Consider the following 20,035-nt stretch of genomic DNA (forward strand, 5'->3'; position numbering starts at 1 on the left):
TGAAGGATAACTACGGGATGCGCCGCTGGTGGTGCCGGAGGAATTGAATGACCATTGCCCGGGCAAAAATCGGAATAGGACGGATCAAGCCGCATATGATGGTCGGGGCCGACATGTCCGCCCCTCCGCCAGCGATCCTGCTTAACTCAAACGAAAGCGTCTTTGGGCCAAGCCCCGCCGCGCGGGAGGCGGCGCGGGCAGCAGTCAGCTCGATTGAGCGGTATCTTGAGAGTCCTGACCGTCTTCTTGCCCCGGCGATTGCCGCCCATCACGGTTTGGACGCCGCACGCGTCACCACCGGGCAGGGCTCGGACGATCTGCTGGCGCGACTGGCGCGGGCCTATCTGGGGCCGGGCGCCGAGTTGATCCGCAGCGCGAATGGTTATCTCAAGGTTCCCAACTATGCCTATGCCAATGATGCCGAGGTGGTGTCTGTGCCCGATGACCATTTCAAGCCCTCGGTCGATCGGATGATCGCGGCACTTAGCGCGCGTACGCGTATGGTCTATCTGGCCAATCCTGAGAACCCGGCAGGCACCTATCTGAGTGGCGACGAGATCCGGCGCCTGCACGCGGCCCTGCCTGACAACGTGCTGCTTGTGGTCGATGCGGCCTATGAGGAATATGTCGATGCCGAAGATTATGAACCGGCTCATATGCTGGTCGAAGAGGCCGACAACGTGGTCATGTGCCGAACATTCTCGAAGGCCTACGGGCTGGCCGGCGCCCGGATGGGTTGGGTCTATGGGGCAGAAGAAGTCGTTGATACCCTGCGTCGGATCGGGGTGACCTTTCCGGTGGCCTCTCCCTCGGTCGCTGCCGCTTTGGCGGCGCTGGAGGACACCGCCCATACGCGCCTTGTTCAGGAAGCGAACCGCAACGGTCGCGACTGGATCAGCAGTCAGATGCGGGCCCTGGGTCTGGGCGTGGTCCCCAGCCAGGGCAATTTCGTGCTGGTTCATTTCCCCGACCCGGAGAAATCCGCAGAAGCAGCGGATCGCTGGTTGCGTCAGGCCGGGATCGCCGTGCGCCGCTTTACCTCGGACGCCTATCGCGACCATATCCGCATCACCATCGGCCATCCGCGGGACCTGAAGGCAGCCCGCGACGGGATTGCCGAATTTCTGAACGGGGACGCTTGATGGCAGGCATATCGCACAGCGTCGGGCAAGTGACCAAGGTCAGACATCCCTCGGGTGCGGCGATCATCGCGGCGCTCAAGGCGGCGGGCTTGCGCGAGGTTGTGGCCGTGCCGGATATTGTCACCAGTGACGGATTGCTCTGGCCGATTTCGCGCGACACGGAGTTTCGTCTGACCCGGATCTGCAAGGAAGACGAAGGTGTCAGCATCTGCGGGGCGATGTCTTACAACGGCACGCGCGCGATCCTGTTGATGCAGCAGACTGGTCTGATGGATTCACTGAACGCAATCCGGGCCATTGGCGTGGAATATGAACTGCCGGTGGTGATGATGGTGGGTTTGCAGGGCAAGGAGCCACACCTTCACCCGGATCAGTCGGCCTCTTACGGTGTGCAGATCATCCGGCCTGTGCTGGACGCGATGAGCCTGTCGCATTCCCTGATCGAAGCGCCGGGGGATGAAGCCCATATCCCGCAGGCAGTCGCGTCAGCCTATGCCGCATCCCGGCCGCATGTCTTTCTGATCGGCCGCTCCCCGGAGGCACCATGACCCTGTATCGTGATGCGGCGCTCAAGGCCCTGATCCCTCATATACGTGACGACGATATCGTGGTCGCCGTCTACCAGAGCTGTTTCGACTGGCTGGCACTGAATCCGCGCCCGCTGAACTACGTCGCGGTTGGGGCGATGGGGCAGGCCTCGTCGCACGGGTTGGGTCTGGCGCTGGCCAATCCGGATCGGCGGGTGATCGTGCTGGATGGTGATGGCAGCCTGCTCATGAACCTTGGCTCGCTGGTCACGATTGCACATGCGGGTGTGGTGAACCTCTATCATTTTCTGTCGGTCAACCGGGTTTACGAAGTGAACGGCGCACATCCACTGCCCGGTGCGGACAAGGTCGATTTCCCGGGTCTTGCGCGCGCCAGCGGCTTTGCCGGGGTGCATGGGTTTAGCGAGCTTGACCCTTTCACCTCGGCGTTGCCGCAGCTGTTGGCAGCAGCAGGACCACAATTCATCGCGATGGAGGTTCAGCCCGGCAAGCCCTATCCCCGCGACTATGCCTATATCCACAGCGCAGAGGCGCGCACGCGTTTCCGGCAAGCGCTCAACCGTCGCTAAGATTGGAACGGGCGAGATCGAGAAAGGTCTGCCCCACCGCCGATACCGGCTTGTTCCTGGACCAAAACAGAACCGCCCGGAAACTCAGCGGTGCGGCGAAGGGCAACGTCACACAATCGGGGATGGTCTCAAGAAAGTCTCGGCTGGAGCCCACGACGGAAACCCCCAATCCTCGCGAGACAAGGCGGCAGATCGCATCCGTGGTGCGGGTTTCATACTGCATCTGCCGCGCGATCCCCTTGGCCTCGAAGAACTGATCGATCTCGAAGCGGAACCGCGAGGACGGCATGTAGGATATGAAATTCTCGCCCGCCAGATCGCGGGCCTGGACAATGGGTTTTTGCGACAGGGCATGACCGGTTGGCACAACGCAGTAAACGTCGCTGTCCTGAATGACGATGCTGTCGAAGGACGGGTTCGCAGGCTCGGCCGTGGTGATCCCGAAATCGTAGTTCTGCGACACCATCCATTCAACCGCGTCATCGCTCGAGGCGATCTCCATCCGGGTCATGGCGCAGGGGCAGGCGGTGGCGAACCTGCCGATCAGGTCGGGTGCCAGCTGTGACGCCCCGGCCGGAGTGACCACCAGGCTCAGCCGGGCATGGCCGAAGGTGCTGATTGCCGCTGCGGTTTCCTTGATATGTTCCATGCCGCTGACGGCCTGGCGCACCTCTTCGACCAGCAGGCGGGCCTCCTCCGTCGGCACGAGAACCCGGCCCGCGCGCTGAAACAGCTTGAAGCCGACCTCGGTCTCGAAATCGGAAATCAGGCGGCTGACCGCAGGTTGCGAGATGCCCAGCATCGCCGCGGCTTCGGTCACGGTCCCGGTCGAAACCACGGTGCGGAACGCATCAACCTGTCGGAAGGTGATTTTCATGATTGTCCTGTTGCTCTGGCCGGATCGGGCTCGGGTCTGCCCACTCATAGCATCAGATTATGGATAGGTCACAGAATTTGCCACATCACTATAGAAGGGCGCGGTTATTGCGGGCGCGTCGAGACAGTGATGAATTCGATCCGGTCGGTCAGGATTTCTTGGAACCCGTGCTGTAGCTTGGCGTCAAAGCTCAGCGTGTCGCCCGCCGACATGGCAAAATCCTCGGCGCCGCAGCGATAGGTTGCGCGCCCCTCGATCATGAAAATAAACACATGCCCTTCGTGCTGGTAGGTGGGTAGAACGCCCGAATCCTCACGAGAAATGCTGACCCGCGCGGACTGGAACGTACCGCCGGGCCCGCCATGCCTGCCCAAGAGCAGGTAGTCATGGGCGTGACCCGGTGTGATGCGTCTGGCCCGAAGCCCATCCCCGGCCCGGACGTGATGCACATCCGCCGCAAGATCCGAATGCGCGAATAGCGCCATCAGCGAAACATCCAATGCGTCCGCCAGCGATTGCAGCGTGCCAAGCGAGGGTGAAACGTGACCGTTTTCGATCCGGCTGATCATCGCGGTCGATATCTGCGCTCGCCCGGCCAGATCGGCCAGCGTCAGGTCACGCTCAAGCCGCAATCGCTGCAGCGTCTGGCCGACCTCGCTTTCGGTATCCGTCTTTTTAGCCACTGCCTGTGTTGCCGATCATGAAATCAGGGGCATTGGTGCTGCGGGATTGACCTGCAGCCCTGCGGGTTCAATCAGTGCCAGCTTCAGAAAAATCGTCAAGGGCCATCTGCCAAGGGGATCGCTGGCCTTGCCTAAATTCGCGGTTAGCGCAGCCAAGGATGGCATGGGAGGGTGCTTGGGCGAGACTGGATCAGCGTCGGCGCCAAGACCCGCAAGCGCTATCCGTGGGCATTGCCATTCGAGGCCATAGACAGGCAAACATGCAGGTCCAGCGCCAGTTCGTCGTCGCGCACGAGTCTCTCCACCGTCTCAGACAGCCATTCGGCCACGTCCCGCGGAATAGGGGATTCTGACAGTAGATGCACCGCGTCGGCACATCTGGCCTGGTCGTCCAGCGCGTTCAGGGATTTTGTTAAGATTTGTGGAAATGGTGTCTGCATGAATATCCGGGTTCTCTCTCTTGGGTACTTGTTGGACACATGTTTTTTGCTTCGTCAATGTCGTTCCCGTATTTTGGCAAGTTTCTACCAATTCTTGCCACTTCGACGATCAATCGCGCCAAATAGCGCTCATTGTTGCAGCGAAAGGTCGAGGCGTGACCGTCGGCGGCAACCGAGCCAAGGTCATATTGCGGCAATCAGAGCGTTTGCGGCCCCAACGAAGCCCGAGGCGGCTACGCCGCTCGCCAAAAACATGCAGATAACTTCCAAAGCACTGAGTTTCATGGTGATCTCACTGAGCAGTTCAACAATGGTTAACGAGTTAGCAGGAACATCGGGGCGGATGCAGTGAACAATATCACATAAGCCAAACTTTCATGGAACGCAGATGCGCCCTGTTTCGCTTGTGAGGCAGCGCTTCGATCAGAAGCTGGCCACCGGGCACGGGATGTAATTCAGCAACGGGACGTGCATCCTCGCTTCAGGCCTCGACCGCTGCTGGCGGCTTCTACTCCCGAGTCAGGGCAAGGTCGCGCAAACGGTATGTATGGTTGGCGGTCAGGATGCGGTCCAACTACAAGGTGATGGTGACTGTCCCAAAAACGACCATGAACGCAACGACGGCCAACACAAACCAAACGACAGCCAGACGGTCTTCGCCCTGAATGTACACAGGATCACCGCACATCGGTCATGACTTGTTGTTGACGGCTTTGCAGTCGCGATGCGTAGCCCAGACGCATGCCACACACTGACCTGATCGGCCGCTCATTCTAAATTTCCATCAACGCGCAATGTACTTCGATTATCCACCGACATAAACGCCGTCTCTGGGCCGATAGAAGATCTTCTGGTTGTGCAACCGTCCCAATAAATCGTGAACTTGGCGTTCTGTTTCCTCTGCCCCTTGTGACGGCAAAGCCTCGGTAAGGCTCCGCAACGACCTTTCGATCAGGTCCATGTCGTCTACCGAAAGCTCGAACATATCGTTGTATTGGGGCATTCTGCACTCCTTGGATAGCATGAAGTCATGATACTATATTTGACGGCTCTCCTCAAAAACTGCTCCTTAGGTCGCACTGACGAAAGCTTGTTGTGGTCGAAACTGATGCTGACACAGGAATCCGGGCATCTTTCAAGACGTTGGGAAAACCAGAAGTGAGGAAAGCGTCGCGGTAAGTTGTAGCGAACCCACAATGTGGGCGGTCAACTAAAGTCGTACCGTATACCGCAACGTCGACAGGTGTTGACTTAAGTATCATTCAGCGCGCGCCGTCACAGGCCGGTCGGGCTTGCCAAGAGGCCTGCTGCGATCCGATCCAGGGCACTGAATATGACAAGGACGTAGTGCTGGTCTGGATCGTCTCACCTGAGCGCGTAGCACCCCCCGGAACCTCCGCCGGGTCTGGAACCACTCATGCACTTATGAAAGGCTTCGCGCTTGGCCTGCTGTTGTGCGTCCCAATCGGCCTGTGACACACCCGGAGGCGCGGTGCCAAATCCATTCGGTCCGGTATCACAGGCTGCCAGAAATGTTGCGCTACAAATTAGCACAGCTAGTCTGAAGAACTGGTTCATGATTCCTGCTTCCTTTTCAAAGCCCATTTGCCCTGCAGCAACCCCGTCGCTGTCCAAGGACTGGATGCCATGGGCAACCTTGGCGAGGCTACATAACAACATTTTTTTAAACACTTAAGCATCACTCGTACTTTCTCATCTTGCAGGGAGCGGTGACGTGGCGATAAAACATCTGGACAATCGAAACATCAGATGTTTAAAATCATCCTATGAGTGAACTTCTATATTATGACCTAAAAGATACAGCGGGTGTAGCGCCTGGCCTTGCGACGCAGGTTTGCCGTGAACTTGGGCGGCGCATTGTCGCCGGGCATTTCTCTGAAGGCGGTTTGATCGATGACGAAAACAAGCTGTGTACGCGTTTTGGGGTCAGCAAATCGGTTGTCCGGGAAGCGATCAAACTGCTGGTGGGCAAGGGGCTACTGGAGGTGCGTCGTGGCAGTGGGACACGCGTGCGGCGGCGTGCAAGCTGGAATCTTCTGGATGACGATGTGCTTGCTTGGCATCAGGGCATTGAACCAAAACCCGAGTTCCTGCGCCAACTGATGGATGTAAGGCAAATGGTGGAGCCCAATGCTGCAGGTTGGGCAGCGCAAACGGCAACATCCGAACAAATCGAAGACATTCGCAATGCACAGCACGACATGGAGCAGGCGACCTCGATCCAAGATTTTGTGGTCGCAGACGCGTTGTTTCACCGTTCTGTCCTGCGTGCCGCAAACAACGAAGTGCTTATCGCGTTGGAGGGTGTGATCTTTTCGGCTCTCCTGAGCTCAATCAAAGTGACAAACAGCGATCCACGCGAAAACAAACGATCGCTGCCGCTGCATCGGCAAGTATTGAAGGCCATTGAGGCTCGCGACAGTCAGGCAGCCACTTCGGCGATGCGAGAGCATCTGGCCGATACCTATGAGCGCCTTTCAGGTGTTTTGCCGGATTTCAACGCAAACCGTGGCGCAAGCGAACAAGAGGGATGAGATGTCCACTGCCCGGAAAGGTGGTCGGGATAGTGGAGACGACACGAGACATGCTTCTACCCAGCCTCGTGTCGTCAGGTTGGCCCGAATAAACGGGAGAACTCCACCAGATAATCCGGCGCAATGCGCCAGAAACATCGACGAGGAGGATATGATGTTTTCAAAGCTTTCGAAAGGCCTGCTGGCTGGAACTGTCGCGACGTCTGCGTTGCTGCCGGCCGGAACAGCATCAGCGGAGGATATGGTTGCTCTGCTGCTTCCAGAGAACGTGAATCCGCGCTGGGAACAGCAGGATGCGGCGGCGTTTGTGCGCACCATGGGTGAGATTGCACCCGACGTGAAAGTTGAGGTGTTCAATGCCAACAATGATACCGCCACACAGCAACGCCAGGCTGAACAAGCGCTGACTCAAGGCGCAAAGGTTCTTGTTGTCATCCCCATCGACGGGGAAAGCTCGGCCATCATTGCGGATACGGCTGCCGAAGAAGGTATCCCGACGATCGCCTATGACCGGATGATCAATTCACCCAACACAACGTTCTGGGTGCAGGCCGATCTGGAAGGTATGGGGTTCGATCAGGCAACCCACGTGATCGAGAACACCAAAGATGGTGATACTCTCGTTTTGCTCAAAGGGTCGCCGACCGATCCGAACGCGGCGGTAATCCACAACGGTCAGCTACGCGCACTCACACCGCTGTTTGAGAGTGGCGCAAGGGTCATGGGCTACGAGAACTGGACGCAAGGCTGGGACCCCGCAATCGCGCGTCGTTCGATGGATCAGGCGCTGACACAACTCGACAACAATGTTCAGGGTGTCGTCTCTTCCAATGATGGTAACGCCGGTGCTGCCATAGCTGCTATGGAAGAACAGGGTATGGCTGGCACTGTGCCGGTCTCTGGTCTGGACTGTACGGTTCAGGCGCAACAATTAATGTTGTTGGGCAAGCAGACCCAATGCGGCTGGCGCCCGCTTGAAGACATGGCCGCCGCTGCAGCACAGGTCACGGTACGTCTGGTGAACGGTGAAGACTTTTCTGATCTTGCGCCACAAACCGTAACCAATGGTGTCGGTGCAGAAGTGGCTTATGTGCCTGTTGGCTCGTACTCGGCCATTGCCGCAGAAGGTGTCGCCTACGTGATCGAGAACGATGCGTCGATCACCAAAGATATGGTTTGCCAAGGCGAAGCAGCCGCAACCGACTTCTGCAAGTAACAAGGTCAAGTTATGACGTCTGAAAACAAAATGGTGGGGCAAGCTGCCCCACCAGCCCACCTTGCTGTGCGTGGGATTCAAAAACGGTTTGGCGGAGTACACGCCCTGCGCGGTGTTGATTTCGAGGTCGCGCGCGGTGAGGTGATGGCCCTTGTCGGAGACAACGGAGCGGGTAAATCTACGCTGATGAAAGTGCTCGCCGGAGCGCATCTTGCCGACGATGGAGAGTTTTTGCTCGATGGCAAGCCCGTCGAAGTAACCTCGCCCAATGATGCAACCGAGCTTGGCATTCAGATCGTCTATCAGGACCTTGCTCTGTGCGAAAATCTGGATGTTTCAGCCAACCTGTCCCTGGGGGCTGAAACCGTTAAACCCGGCTGGCGGTTCCTGCCGCGCCTTCTGCGCCCACTTGACGATCTGGAAATGGAAGTGAAGGCAAAAAAAGCAATCGACAGGCTTGAGGTGCGCACTTTGCAATCGGTTCGAGCCAAGGTCGGCGGTCTTTCAGGTGGTCAGCGCCAGGCAATTGCGATTGCACGGGCTGTTGGGACCGAAAGCACCGTCGTGATGCTCGACGAACCCACAGCCGCGCTTGGAGTTGCGCAGACCCGCCAGGTGCTGGAGGTGGTAAAGCGGTTGCGCGAAACGGACCACGCAGTCGTCTACATCTCGCACAACATGCGTGATATTTTCGAAGTTTCAGACCGGATCACGGTCCTGCGCCACGGCGGCAACGTCGCTACTTACACAACCTCAGAAACGAACCCGGATGAAATTGTCGTCGCCATGACACGCGGTTTGGACACGGAGAACGGCAATGCAGCCTGAGGCCAAAATGACGTTTCTCGATCGGTTCAGCGCTATGCGCGAGACCCAGTTTGGGGCCTTTGTTCCTGTTCTCCTCGCGTTGGCAGCAATCTGGGGGTATTTCGGACTTGTTCTGCCGCTATTTGATCTAATGAACGGGGAAGCAGACAGCTTTCGTGCGATCTTTCTAAGTCCCCGCAATATCTACAACCTGTTCATGCAATCTGCGGTGATTGCCACGCTGGCGGTAGGGATCACTATCGTATTGTTGCTTGGCGAAATTGACCTCTCTGCAGCCGCGACGGCGGGGGTCTGCGCAGCATTGTTAGGGGTTCTCGTGCTGAGCGGCGTGCCGGGCTGGTTGGCGTGCATCATCGTGATTTTCGTGGGCATCGTTATGGGGGCCGCACAGGGCCTGCTGGTTGCTTACGTCGGCATTCCTTCTTTCGTCGTTACGCTCGCAGGGCTGCTTGGGTATCAGGGCCTGATGCAAAAGATCCTGCCGACTGGAAACCTGAACGTCGGTGATCCCTTCGTGCGTGGCATCGCCCGGGTTCTTATCCCGGATCTGTGGGGAATTGTGCTTGGGTTGGCTGTTGTAGGGATGTTTGCCTACGCCAACCTGCGCAAGCAATCCCGACGCAAGACACTTGGCCTGGAGCAGGACAGCCCGTTGGCGTTGTGGGGTCAGGTGATCGCTTTTTCCATTATCGTTGTGGCGGTCGTTTTGACGCTCAACGCCTATCGCTCCTTGCCGTTGCTACTTGTGCTGCTTGTCGCAATCACAGCTCTTCTGGGTTGGATCACGACCAGCACACCTTATGGTCGATCCCTGTTTGCTGTTGGCGGTAATGCAGAAAGCGCGCGACGCGTCGGTATGAAAGTCAAACGCCTAAGAGTTTCCGCCTTTGCAATAGTTGGGCTCATGGCGGCAATCGGAGGGATATTTGGGGCTTCCCGTTACGGATCCGTTTCTTACACAGCCTTCGCCGGCGGTTCACTTCTGCTTGAAGCGATTGGCGCCGCCGTGATTGGCGGCACGTCGCTGTTTGGCGGGCGTGGATCGGTCTGGAATGCAATCCTGGGCGCGCTGGTTATCGGGTCGCTCGGCAACGGGCTGGACCTGACAGGGGCGAGTGCGGCTGACAAGCTGATGGTGTCTGGCGCCATCTTGCTTTTGGCCGTTGCAATCGATGCGCTTTCCCGTCCGGGCACAGGAAATGGAAGATAGGAGCGATTGATGTCTGAGCATACGAATATCGATCCACAGCCGGCACTTGATGCAATCCTTGATGTACTTATCCCCGCAAATCCTGGTCGAAACATCCCGGCGGCAGGTGAACTTGGTGTGGCAACATTTGTCACGGAGGCGGCTGCGCATGCTCCCTTTTTCAAGAGCGCACTCGTCGCCTTGCTTTCCCGCGCCGGGGAACTGTCGGATGATGTTACTCCCGATACCGTTCAACAGCTGGAATCCGAATTGCCCGAGGCGTTCAAGCTGCTGTTGGTTGAGACCTATAAAGGGTACTACAGCCGTCCGGACATGCGCGCCAAGGTTGGGGTTGGTGCACATCCCGTACACCCTGCGGGGTATGAGGTTGCGCGCGAAACCCCTGAACTCTTGAACGAACTGACTGCACCAGTTCGTGCCCGCGGTCCGGTGTTTCGCGATCCGGCAGGAGGTCAGACATGAGTCACGAACCAGTGGATGTTTTGATCATTGGCGCAGGGGCGTCGGGCGCTGCAATCGCCTGGTCGCTGCTGGAAACGCGAATGCGCATCTTATGCCTTGAACAGGGCGATCATCTTCCAGACACGGATTTCCCTTCGCGACGCGAGGATTATGAACTTGCACGCTACGGTGCGTTTTCTTGTGACCCTAATGTGCGCGAACTGCAGCAGGACTATCCGATCAACTCGGATGACAGCTGCATCACTCCGGTGAACTGGAATGGCGTGGGCGGGTCCACGATCAATTTCCTTGGCCACTGGCCACGCATGCGCCCGTCAGATTTCCGAACCAAATCACTGGATGGCGTGGGCGAGGACTGGCCGGTCGATTACCACACGCTTGCACCGTTCTATGACATGAATGATCGCAACACGGGTGTGTCCGGGCTTGGAGGAAACCCAGCCTATCCAGACTATACACCGCCACATCCGCCAATCCCGATAGGCAAGCTGGGGCGGACGCTGGCGCGCGGCTTCAACGAAAAGGGCTGGCATTGGTGGCCGTCTGATGTGGCCATCCTTAGTCAAGATGATGACGGCCGTCAGAAATGCGTGAACGCCGGCACCTGCGATCTGGGTTGTGCGGCAGGCGCCAAGGGTGGGACAAATTTCACCTATTGGCCGATGCTCGAAAACGCGGGAGTCGAGTTGCGCACCAATGCGCGCGTCCGTGAGATTCTTGTGGACGAGTCCACAGGATTCGCAACCGGTGTGCTCTATCATGGGGTCGACGGACAGGTGTATGAGCAAAAGGCCGAACTGGTCTTCATGGCGTGTAACGGCGTTGGCACTCCTCGTTTGCTGCTAAACTCCAAATCCAAAATGTTTCCAGAAGGGTTGGCCAATCGGTCCGGCAAGGTCGGGAAGAACCTGATGTTTCATCCTCTCACGGGGGTTGCGGGCGTTTTTGACGAACCGATGAAAGGGCACGAAGGGCCGATGGCCTGTTCGATCCTCTCTCAGGAATTCTACGAGAGCGACGCCACCCGTGGCTTTGTACGAGGCTACGGTCTGCATTCGGGGCGTTCTACCACGCCGATGACCTACGCGCTTGGCGGGTATGGGATCGACAACCCCATCCCCTGGGGGGCGGAGCACCGCGAGATTATGGATGACGTCTATCCTTATCTCGCCGGTCTCACCGTAGTTACGGAAGACTTACCCGAAGAGCAAAATAGCGTCACGCTTGATCCCGAACTCACTGACAGCGACGGCATTCCAGCGCCAAAAATCACTTATCGGTTAGGAGACAACACGCGCGCCATGCTCAGACATGGGGAAGAACGCGCCAAGGAGGTTCTGATCGCAGCCGGAGCCAAGCGCATCCTTCAAAAAGGTGACGATAAGGTTTGGTGGCGGGCAGGCTGGCATCAGATGGGTACCTGCAGGATGGGCAATGATCCCGACACTTCCGTGGTGAACGGATGGGGGCGCTGCCATGATGTGAAGAACCTCTTTATCGTCGATGGGTCGATTTTTGTCACCGCTGGAGCGGTGAACCCGACCTCCACGATCCAGGCGCTGGCGCTCTATATCGGCGACCAGATTAAAACCAACATCGAAACGCTGTTTGATTGAGGGAACGATGGGCTTTCCAACACAAATCTACATCGATGGCGAATTGGTCATCGGCAGTGGTCAAAAAGAGGTTTTCAACCCCGCAACCGAAGAGCGTGTCGCTACTGTAACCACAGCAGGTTTCGAGGATGCCGAGCGCGCGTTGCAGGCCGCCAAGGCCGCTTTCCCTACCTGGGCTGCAACGTCGATCGCGGATCGGCAGATGTGGATGCGACGGCTGCGGGATGCAGTGATTGCCCATGAAGAATTTCTGCGAGATTGCGTGCATCAGGAAATGGGAAAGCCATGGGCACAAACGCATGAGGACTGGGACAGGCTGGTCGCATCCCTGGACTTCTATGCCGAGGAAATTGCCCGCATTCAGGACTATGGTCTCGCCGACCGGGCAGGCACCCATGCCCATCGCATGGTATATGAACCCGCAGGTGTGGCTGTGGCATATCTCGCGTGGAACTTCCCTCTGCTGAATCTGGCTTTCAAGATTGGCCCGGCCATGGCAGCGGGGTGCCCGATCATTCTCCGCCCGTCCGAGGCCACTCCGATCTCTGCTTATGCGGTGGGGTGGCTGTGCGCAAAAATCGGTTTGCCCAAAGGTGTGGTGCAAATTCTTTGCACCGATGGTTACGACGTCGCGGACACTCTGACGGCCTCGACCATTCCGCAAGTAGTGACTTTGATCGGGTCGACCAAGACCGGGCAACACATCATACGTACCGGTGCCACATCCATCAAACGCTATTCGATGGAACTTGGCGGCAACGCGCCGGTGCTCGTGTTTGAGGATGCAGATCTGGATCTGGCCGCTGACATCGTGACCGGCGTGAAATTCTCCAATGCTGGGCAGATTTGCGTCTCACCTAACCGGGTCTTTGTGGCCGAGACAGTGCGAGACGAGTTCACGCAAAAGGTGGTTGCGCGCGCCAAATCGGCGAAGGTGGGTTTTGACAAGACAGCCGACATAACAACCGGCCCATTGATTGACGATCGCGCATGGACGCGCATCAAGGGATTGATTGACGATGCAATTGCAGATGGCGCGAACCTACTCGCCGGCGGGGACAGACCGCCGCACCTGAACAAGGGCCATTACATCACACCAACAGTTTTGGATAACGTGACCGAAACGATGGGGGTCTACCGGCAGGAAACATTCGGCCCCATCGTTAGCCTGATCCCCTTCGCGGATGAAACCCGGTTGATCGAAATGGCCAATGATTGCGAGCAAGGCGGGCTGACGGCCTACCTGTTCACCCGAAATCTAAGCCGGGCTGAACACTATGCCGCGCATCTGCACTACGGCGAAATTCAAATCAATGGGGTGAAGTACGATATCGATCTACCGCATGGTGGTATCGGCCAGTCGGGTATTGGGCATGATTGCTCAAACCTCGCGTTACACGAATACCTCGTGCAAAAGCGGATCACGCGCGCCCTCAATGCGACCGGATTTAGAGGGTTGAACTCATGAAGATTACCCGCGTCACCAGCCATGTTCTAAGCTACGACCTGCCAGAGCCACTGGGTTATTCTCAGCAATACTATCACAAGCGCACAGCGCACCTGGTTGAAGTAGAGACCGACGAAGGCGTCACGGGGTGGGGTGAATGCTTTGGCGCGGGCAACATCGCCCTGGCCAACAAGGGGATCGTGGAACTGGTGATCCAGCCAATGGTTCTTGGAATGGATCCGCTGGATCGCGATGTGATCTGGCACAAGGTTTACAATCTGATGCGCGACCACGGACAAAAGGGGATGCCGCTACAGTCACTATCGGGTGTCGACATCGCGCTGTGGGACATCGCTGGTAAAGTCGCGGGCTTGCCCCTGCACAAGCTCATCGGGGGCACTCATCGCGACCGTATTCAGGTCTACGGTTATGGCATGATGCTCCGACCTGAGAGCACTGACAGTCTGGTTTCCCGCTTCGCCGACGAAGCTGCCGAGATCAGGGAGATGGGATTCTGCGCGACCAAGATGAAAGTGGGGCTTGGCCCGAAAGAGGACGTGCGCCTGATTGAGGCTGTGCGAAAGGGCGTCGGCGATGACTACCGTTTCATGATCGATGCGAACCACGGCTATACGACACATGATGCATTTTATGTGGGTCGCGCGATGGAGGAATTCGCCCCCTATTGGTTTGAGGAACCTGTTGCCCCGGAAGATCTTGATGGATACCGGGAACTGCGTGCCGGTTTGAACGTCAACATCTCGGGCGGAGAAGCCGAGTTCAACAGATGGGGATGGCGCGCGCTGTTGGAAAGCCGGGGATTGGATATCGCCCAGCCTGAAGTTTGCGCTCTTGGAGGGATCACAGAATATCTGCGCGTTCTGGCCTTGTGCCACGCACATTTTACTCCCGTCGTGAACCACGTCTGGGGTTCAGCCGTCGCTGTGGCGACCAATATGCACCTGCTTGCTGCCATGCCGCCCCTGCCAGGCGGGCTCTTTCCGTGGGAGCCAATGCTTGAATTCGACACCACCGACAACAAGTTCCGGGACGAATTGCTCGCGGAACCGCTGAACATTCAGTCTCAGGTAGCGGAGACAGGTGGATTTGCCGCAATTCCAAACAGTCCCGGCTTAGGTGTGGAGCCGAACCGTGACTTCATCAAACATTATTCAAGCGGAGGGTATAGCTGACATGACTGCGTTCGAATTTGTCGGCGTCGATTGGGGTACAAGCTCGTTTCGAGCTTGGCACTGCAGACCCGACGTAGAACCGCTCCAAATCCACAAGAGTGACAAGGGAATGTCCAAGCTCAAGCGCGACGAGTTTGCTCCCTACCTTGAAGAAACCTTGCGCAAAAAAGACATTCCCAGTTCGATTCCGGTAATAATCTGCGGCATGGCGGGCGCGCGCGATGGTTGGCAAGAGGTGCCTTATGTCTCGGTGCCAGCCACCCAGAAGGATATTGTTCGCAATTCTGCACGTGTCGCTGCCGGACCCTATGCTTGCACTATTCTGCCAGGCGTCTGCATAGCGAACGAAGGGCGTTTTGACGTGATGCGCGGCGAAGAAACTCTTTTGTTCGGAGCCATATCGAATGGGGCAAAGGACGGTGTTTTCTGCGTTCCGGGGACGCACTCAAAATGGTGCAGGATCGAGAATGGCAATCTGTTCACCTGGCAGACCGTAATGACCGGAGAATTGTTTGCACTCCTGTCCACCGAGTCCACTTTGTCTGAATTTTGCGGTGGCATCAGAACGAAACTCTACGAAACACCAGCTTTTGAAAGCGCAGTCCTCGAAGTGCTGCACGAACCGACTTCCGCAATTCACAAACTGTTCTCGATACGAGCCAGAGCATTGTTAGACCCAGAAGCAGACCAAAGAGATTTTTCATCGAGGCTTTCGGGGTTGTTGATTGGACAGGAGATCGCCGGAATCAACTGGGATACATCCGCTCTAGTATCACTGGTCGCCAGTGGTCCCCTTGCCGAAGCGTATTGTTCTGCGCTCATGATCGCCGGACGCGATATTGCGATCATAGAAGCAGACGCATCTGCGCTCGCGGGCCTGTCTTTGTTCGCTCAGCAGCTAAATACGCACAATGCCAAGGTGCCGCAGTCCTAGTAAACCGCTGGGAATTCTTGGTCCACTGTTCCCGCCAGAGCTTCGTCGCGGTTGGCTCTATTTTTTGGACTGCTACGCAAAAAGACCCACTACAACCTTTCGCGAGCCAAAGGTTGCAATGGGCAATACTTCGTTAGAGGGATCAACCAGCATGTAGTATTGCTCGGTTGTCAGACGAAAGCTCTTGATCCCTTCAAGGCCGCGCGGAATCACAAAAGGACAGCCGGGGGAGCGGTCGGTCACCCACTAACGGGGACACGCAGCCTCAGCCCATATTTTCGAATACTTCAGCTACCCTCTACCCCCGAGTAGGGGCAAGGTTGCGCTAACAATTGGAATGGTCAGGCCTATCGCTACGTTGCCCAATCAGGCCTCTTGCCAAACGTCTTTTCAATCACAGTGTCGATTCCACACTTGGCCAATTCCATCTCAGCGACTTTGACCTCGCCGTAGCCAAATCCTGAGCCCCCAACAAGACAACACCGAAACAGCAGAGTGGGATCGATAGGAGAATAGACGAGCCGTTATATCTACGTTGGTTGAAAGCCCCGCAGAAACACCTTGAATATCTCCCTAACGCAGATAGCCTGCTGGCCTGGGAGGAAACATAAATGAAAATAATGAATAAACTTTTGTCCGGCGTAGCCTTTGCTTTTGCGCTGTCTCTTGCAGGTCCCGCCGTGGCACAAGACTGCCCGCGGGGTGATCTTGACGAGCGCTACTGTGATGTGGATGGCGACCTTGTTGCCGACATCCCCAGTGATCCAAGCAATCTGGTCGATCCAGACACTCTGATTTTTACCTACACGCCGGTCGAAGATCCCGCAGTTTACAAAGAGGTCTGGGCAGGTTTCATGGACCACTTGTCTGAGAAAACTGGTAAGGACGTCGTATTTTTCGCTGTTCAGAACAATGCCGCACAGATTGAGGCGATGCGTTCTGGACGTTTGCATATTGCCGGCTTTAACACCGGATCCAACCCACTGGCTGTAAACTGTGCTGGCTTCCGCCCGTTCACCATCATGGCCTCTCTTGATGGCCATTTCGGATACGAGATGGAGATCATCACCTATCCCGGCTCGGGCATCGAAAGCGTTGAAGACATCAAGGGCAAGTCTCTGGCCTTTACCTCGCCCACGTCGAATTCGGGGTTCAAGGCACCCTCGGCAATTCTGAAGGGTGATTTCGACATGCTGCCGGAGCGTGATTTCGAACCGGTCTTTTCGGGCAAGCACGACAACTCAATTCTGGGTGTTGCGAACAAGGATTACTTGGCGGCATCGATTGCTAACTCGGTGAAGTCTCGCATGATCCGTCGCGACGTTATCAAGGAAGACGACGTCATAACGATTTACAAATCGCAAACTTTCCCAACCACCGGATTTGGCACCGCCCACAATCTGACCCCGGACCTGCAAGAGAAAATCAAAGACGCGTTCTTCAGCTTCGAATGGGACGGCACCAAGCTCAAGGAAGAGTTCGAGAAATCGAATGAAGGCCAGTTCATCGACATGAACTACAAAGATTTCTGGGAAGTCATCCGGAAAATCGACTCGGCCAACGGTGTCAGCTACTCCTGCAACTAGATCCCGGTCGGGCGGACCATCCGGTCCGCCCCTTCCTGTATGAATTTGAGGGGTGGCTTCATGCTGCGGCTTGAGAAGCTTGTGAAGACGTACAAGACTGGCGACCAGGCCCTGAAGGCGGTTGATATGGAGATCCCGGAGGGTCAAGTGCTGGCCTTGATCGGTCCCTCGGGTGCGGGCAAGTCCACGCTGATCCGATGCATCAATCGGCTGGTCGAGCCAAGCTCGGGCAACGTCTATTTGGGCGATACCGAATTGACCAGCCTGTCGTCAGCCGCGTTGCGAAAGGAACGTCGCCGAATGGGCATGATCTTTCAGGAATATGCCTTGGTCGAACGTCTGACGGTTATGGAGAACGTGCTGTCAGGTCGACTTGGTTACGTGGGATTCTGGCGCAGCTTTCTGCGTAAGTACCCGCAATCCGATATTGACGAAGCGTTCCGCCTGCTGGACCGCGTGGGCCTTGCCCACATGGCCGACAAACGGGCAGATGAATTGTCCGGCGGTCAGCGACAGAGGGTCGGTATCTGTCGTGCGCTCATCCAAGACCCTGCGCTTCTGCTGGTTGATGAACCAACCGCTTCGCTCGATCCCAAGACGTCACGCCAGATCATGCGACTGATTTGCGAACTCTGCAAGGAACGCGGTCTGGCCGCCATCATCAACATCCACGACGTCGCTCTTGCGCAGATGTTCGTCCAGCGCGTCATTGGTTTGCGTTTTGGTGCCATCGAATTCGACGGTTCGCCCGGGGCTCTGACGCCAGAGGTACTGACCACCATCTACGGCGAGGAAGACTGGGAAGCGACTATCGAAAAGGTCGACGACGAAGATGAAATCGAGGCTGCGGAATGAGTGGATCAGCGACCGAGCTTGAAACCCTGATCGGGAAACCGTGGAAGAAACCACCGTTTATCAAGCGCCCCTGGCTTCGCTGGACTCTGGCTTTGGGTTTCGTTGTCTATTTGATCGCTGCCTTCCTGACCATCGACGTCAACTGGGCGCGTGTCTATGAGGGACTGTCACGTGGCAAGGCCTTCGTCCTGGCCTTCACCAGCCCGGATTTCACCACCCGATCGGGCGACATCTATGAGGGGATGCTGGAAAGCATCATCATGACCGTCGCTGCTTCGGTTATTGGTATCGCGATATCGATCCCAATTGCGCTTGGTGCGGCTCGCAACGTTGCGCCATTGCCGGTCTATTTGGTTTGCCGCAGCATAATCGCGATCTCGCGCGCGCTGCAGGAGATCATCGTTGCGATCCTGTTGGTCGCCATCTTTGGCTTCGGCCCCTTGGCCGGTTTCCTGACACTTAGTTTCGCTACCATCGGTTTCCTGTCAAAGCTTTTGGCGGAAGATATTGAAAGTATGGATAAAGTTCAGGCCGAAGCTATCAAGGCCTCCGGTGCCAAATGGTTGCAATGGATTAACTATGGAGTTCAGCCGCAGGTCATGCCGCGCCTAATTGGACTTTCCATGTACCGCATTGACATTAACTTTCGCGAAAGTGCCATTCTGGGACTCGTCGGCGCAGGTGGTATTGGGGCGACGCTAAACACCGCCTTTGACCGTTATGAATACGATACGGCGGCAGCGATCCTGATACTGATAATCGTGATTGTCATGGCTCTGGAGTACCTCTCCGGGATAATCCGGGCAAGGGTGCAGTAATGCCGGTGCACAAGCAGGGAAGCCTCAAGGTTTGGCAGCGCCGCACGCAGCGCGAAAGCCTGACGCATTGGTTGATGTGGCTGGCCGGAGTCGCGATATTTGCTTACTGCTGGCAGCAGATTTCGGAGTCCACCACATGGTTCTTCGTCTGGGATGCGCCCCGGATCGCAAATGACATCTGGACCCGTGCCACCCCGCCGAAATGGGAGTATATTACCCAGCTTGGCAGGCCCATCTGGGATACGCTTAACATCGCGACACTAGGGACGATCATTGCGCTTATCCTGGCGGTCCCTGTCGCCTTTCTTGCAGCCCGCAATACCACACCTTCAGCCCTTTTTATTCGGCCCATTGCGCTATTGATTATCGTCTCGACTCGTTCGATCAACTCGTTGATTTGGGCGCTTCTGTTGATCGCGATAATTGGCCCGGGTGTTTTTGCTGGTGTGATCGCCATTGCAATCCGCTCGATCGGGTTCTGTGCCAAGCTTCTCTACGAAGCCATCGAGGAAATCGACGCGACCCAGGTCGAAGCGATCACCGCCACAGGCGCATCGCGCTGGCAGGTCATGGCCTACGGAATTGTGCCGCAAATCTTGCCTGCTTTCGCTGGCATCGCCGTGTTTCGTTGGGACATCAACATCCGCGAGAGCACCGTGCTTGGCCTAGTCGGAGCAGGAGGCATAGGGTTGCAGCTGTCATCGTCACTTAATGTTTTGGCGTGGCCGCAAGTATCGCTGATCTTGTTGGTGATCCTCGCCGCCGTTGTCATTTCAGAATGGGTGTCCGCAAAAGTACGCGGCGCGATTATCTAGGTGTCCAATCCCGGCATTTGGTTGATTGGGTCAACGACGGGTCTTTCTGGCTCTGAAGTCCAGATTTTGCAGGTGTATTCCTACGGAGTTAGGCCGTTGAGCATCTTGAGACGGCGAGCGTAGATGCACGCGTCCAGGAAGTCGGCGAGGTGGCGCTGCACCTGCTCGTGGCGCTCAGTGGTAGCGCTTGACGGTTGCGTCCATGATGGTTCGGTTCATGCGGACCTTTGGTCCACGGGTG

The 20,035-nt window shown here is 56.8% G+C and carries 20 protein-coding genes and 1 pseudogene; 16 read left to right on the plus strand and 5 right to left on the minus strand.

Going from position 1 to position 20,035, the window contains the following annotated elements:
- Positions 1–47: 47 nt before the first annotated feature.
- The 3 genes from AB1E33_RS15855 to AB1E33_RS15865 are packed head-to-tail and all read left to right on the plus strand — an operon-like array spanning position 48 to position 2,259.
- Complete coding sequence (locus AB1E33_RS15855; RefSeq protein WP_372578250.1) at positions 48–1,142, plus strand: pyridoxal phosphate-dependent aminotransferase; 1,095 nt, start codon at positions 48–50, stop codon at positions 1,140–1,142.
- Positions 1,142–1,690: a decarboxylase gene (locus AB1E33_RS15860; protein ID WP_372578251.1), complete on the plus strand. Its 549-nt coding sequence runs from the start codon at positions 1,142–1,144 to the stop codon at positions 1,688–1,690. Before AB1E33_RS15855 ends, AB1E33_RS15860 begins: the two co-directional genes overlap by 1 nt.
- Positions 1,687–2,259, plus strand: coding sequence for a thiamine pyrophosphate-dependent enzyme (locus tag AB1E33_RS15865; protein ID WP_372578252.1), 573 nt, complete (start codon positions 1,687–1,689; stop codon positions 2,257–2,259). The genes AB1E33_RS15860 and AB1E33_RS15865 overlap by 4 nt, the downstream gene beginning before the upstream one ends.
- Here the strand turns inward: AB1E33_RS15865 and AB1E33_RS15870 are convergent.
- The 4 genes from AB1E33_RS15870 to AB1E33_RS15885 all read right to left on the minus strand — a co-directional run bounded on the left by AB1E33_RS15870 (position 2,246) and on the right by AB1E33_RS15885 (position 5,262).
- Positions 2,246–3,136: a LysR substrate-binding domain-containing protein gene (locus tag AB1E33_RS15870; RefSeq protein WP_372578253.1), complete on the minus strand. Its 891-nt coding sequence runs from the start codon at positions 3,134–3,136 to the stop codon at positions 2,246–2,248. The genes AB1E33_RS15865 and AB1E33_RS15870 overlap by 14 nt on opposite strands.
- A gap of 104 nt (positions 3,137–3,240) precedes the next feature.
- Positions 3,241–3,819, minus strand: coding sequence for a helix-turn-helix domain-containing protein (locus tag AB1E33_RS15875; RefSeq protein WP_372578254.1), 579 nt, complete (start codon positions 3,817–3,819; stop codon positions 3,241–3,243).
- Positions 3,820–4,037: 218 nt separating this feature from the next.
- Positions 4,038–4,259, minus strand: a complete 222-nt coding sequence (locus tag AB1E33_RS15880; protein ID WP_372578255.1) for a hypothetical protein — start codon at positions 4,257–4,259, stop codon at positions 4,038–4,040.
- A gap of 805 nt (positions 4,260–5,064) precedes the next feature.
- Positions 5,065–5,262: a hypothetical protein gene (locus tag AB1E33_RS15885; RefSeq protein ID WP_372578256.1), complete on the minus strand. Its 198-nt coding sequence runs from the start codon at positions 5,260–5,262 to the stop codon at positions 5,065–5,067.
- 784 nt (positions 5,263–6,046) lie between these two features.
- Between AB1E33_RS15885 and AB1E33_RS15890 the strand changes: the two genes are divergently transcribed.
- From AB1E33_RS15890 to phnE (AB1E33_RS15950), 13 genes are all read left to right on the plus strand, one after another.
- On the plus strand, positions 6,047–6,814 hold the full coding sequence (locus tag AB1E33_RS15890) for a FadR/GntR family transcriptional regulator (protein WP_372578257.1): 768 nt from the start codon (positions 6,047–6,049) through the stop codon (positions 6,812–6,814).
- A 1-nt stretch (position 6,815) separates the two neighbouring features.
- Entirely contained in the window at positions 6,816–8,030 is a 1,215-nt protein-coding gene (locus tag AB1E33_RS15895) for an ABC transporter substrate-binding protein (RefSeq protein WP_372578258.1), read from the plus strand.
- Between the two features lie 12 nt (positions 8,031–8,042).
- Entirely contained in the window at positions 8,043–8,858 is an 816-nt protein-coding gene (locus tag AB1E33_RS15900; RefSeq protein WP_372578259.1) for an ATP-binding cassette domain-containing protein, read from the plus strand.
- Positions 8,848–10,068 (plus strand): sugar ABC transporter permease, encoded by a 1,221-nt coding sequence (locus AB1E33_RS15905; RefSeq protein WP_372578260.1) that lies wholly within the window; start codon positions 8,848–8,850, stop codon positions 10,066–10,068. The genes AB1E33_RS15900 and AB1E33_RS15905 overlap by 11 nt, the downstream gene beginning before the upstream one ends.
- A gap of 9 nt (positions 10,069–10,077) precedes the next feature.
- Entirely contained in the window at positions 10,078–10,530 is a 453-nt protein-coding gene (locus AB1E33_RS15910) for a hypothetical protein (RefSeq protein ID WP_372578261.1), read from the plus strand.
- Positions 10,527–12,146: a GMC family oxidoreductase gene (locus tag AB1E33_RS15915; RefSeq protein WP_372578262.1), complete on the plus strand. Its 1,620-nt coding sequence runs from the start codon at positions 10,527–10,529 to the stop codon at positions 12,144–12,146. Before AB1E33_RS15910 ends, AB1E33_RS15915 begins: the two co-directional genes overlap by 4 nt.
- 7 nt (positions 12,147–12,153) lie before the next feature.
- Positions 12,154–13,614, plus strand: a complete 1,461-nt coding sequence (locus AB1E33_RS15920; protein WP_372578263.1) for an NAD-dependent succinate-semialdehyde dehydrogenase — start codon at positions 12,154–12,156, stop codon at positions 13,612–13,614.
- Complete coding sequence (locus tag AB1E33_RS15925; RefSeq protein ID WP_372578264.1) at positions 13,611–14,786, plus strand: mandelate racemase/muconate lactonizing enzyme family protein; 1,176 nt, start codon at positions 13,611–13,613, stop codon at positions 14,784–14,786. Before AB1E33_RS15920 ends, AB1E33_RS15925 begins: the two co-directional genes overlap by 4 nt.
- A gap of 1 nt (position 14,787) precedes the next feature.
- A complete protein-coding gene (locus AB1E33_RS15930; RefSeq protein ID WP_372578265.1) occupies positions 14,788–15,720 on the plus strand; it encodes a 2-dehydro-3-deoxygalactonokinase in 933 nt (310 codons plus the stop codon).
- 611 nt (positions 15,721–16,331) lie between these two features.
- Entirely contained in the window at positions 16,332–17,306 is a 975-nt protein-coding gene (gene phnD, locus AB1E33_RS15935) for a phosphate/phosphite/phosphonate ABC transporter substrate-binding protein (protein ID WP_372578266.1), read from the plus strand.
- A gap of 60 nt (positions 17,307–17,366) precedes the next feature.
- The gene (phnC, locus tag AB1E33_RS15940) at positions 17,367–18,161 is read left to right on the plus strand and encodes a phosphonate ABC transporter ATP-binding protein (protein WP_372578267.1); all 795 of its coding nucleotides are present in this window, start codon (positions 17,367–17,369) and stop codon (positions 18,159–18,161) included.
- Positions 18,158–18,979: a phosphonate ABC transporter, permease protein PhnE gene (gene phnE, locus AB1E33_RS15945; RefSeq protein WP_372578268.1), complete on the plus strand. Its 822-nt coding sequence runs from the start codon at positions 18,158–18,160 to the stop codon at positions 18,977–18,979. Before phnC ends, phnE (AB1E33_RS15945) begins: the two co-directional genes overlap by 4 nt.
- Complete coding sequence (gene phnE / locus AB1E33_RS15950) at positions 18,979–19,794, plus strand: phosphonate ABC transporter, permease protein PhnE (RefSeq protein WP_372578269.1); 816 nt, start codon at positions 18,979–18,981, stop codon at positions 19,792–19,794. Before phnE (AB1E33_RS15945) ends, phnE (AB1E33_RS15950) begins: the two co-directional genes overlap by 1 nt.
- On the opposite strand, the pseudogene AB1E33_RS15955 reads toward phnE (AB1E33_RS15950), so the two are convergent.
- A pseudogene (locus tag AB1E33_RS15955) lies at positions 19,791–20,034 on the minus strand (IS481 family transposase); the annotation flags it as partial. The gene phnE (AB1E33_RS15950) and the pseudogene AB1E33_RS15955 overlap by 4 nt on opposite strands.
- Position 20,035: the final 1 nt, after the last annotated feature.

Source organism: Ruegeria hyattellae (assembly GCF_041537925.1).
Taxonomy (GTDB): domain Bacteria; phylum Pseudomonadota; class Alphaproteobacteria; order Rhodobacterales; family Rhodobacteraceae; genus Ruegeria_C.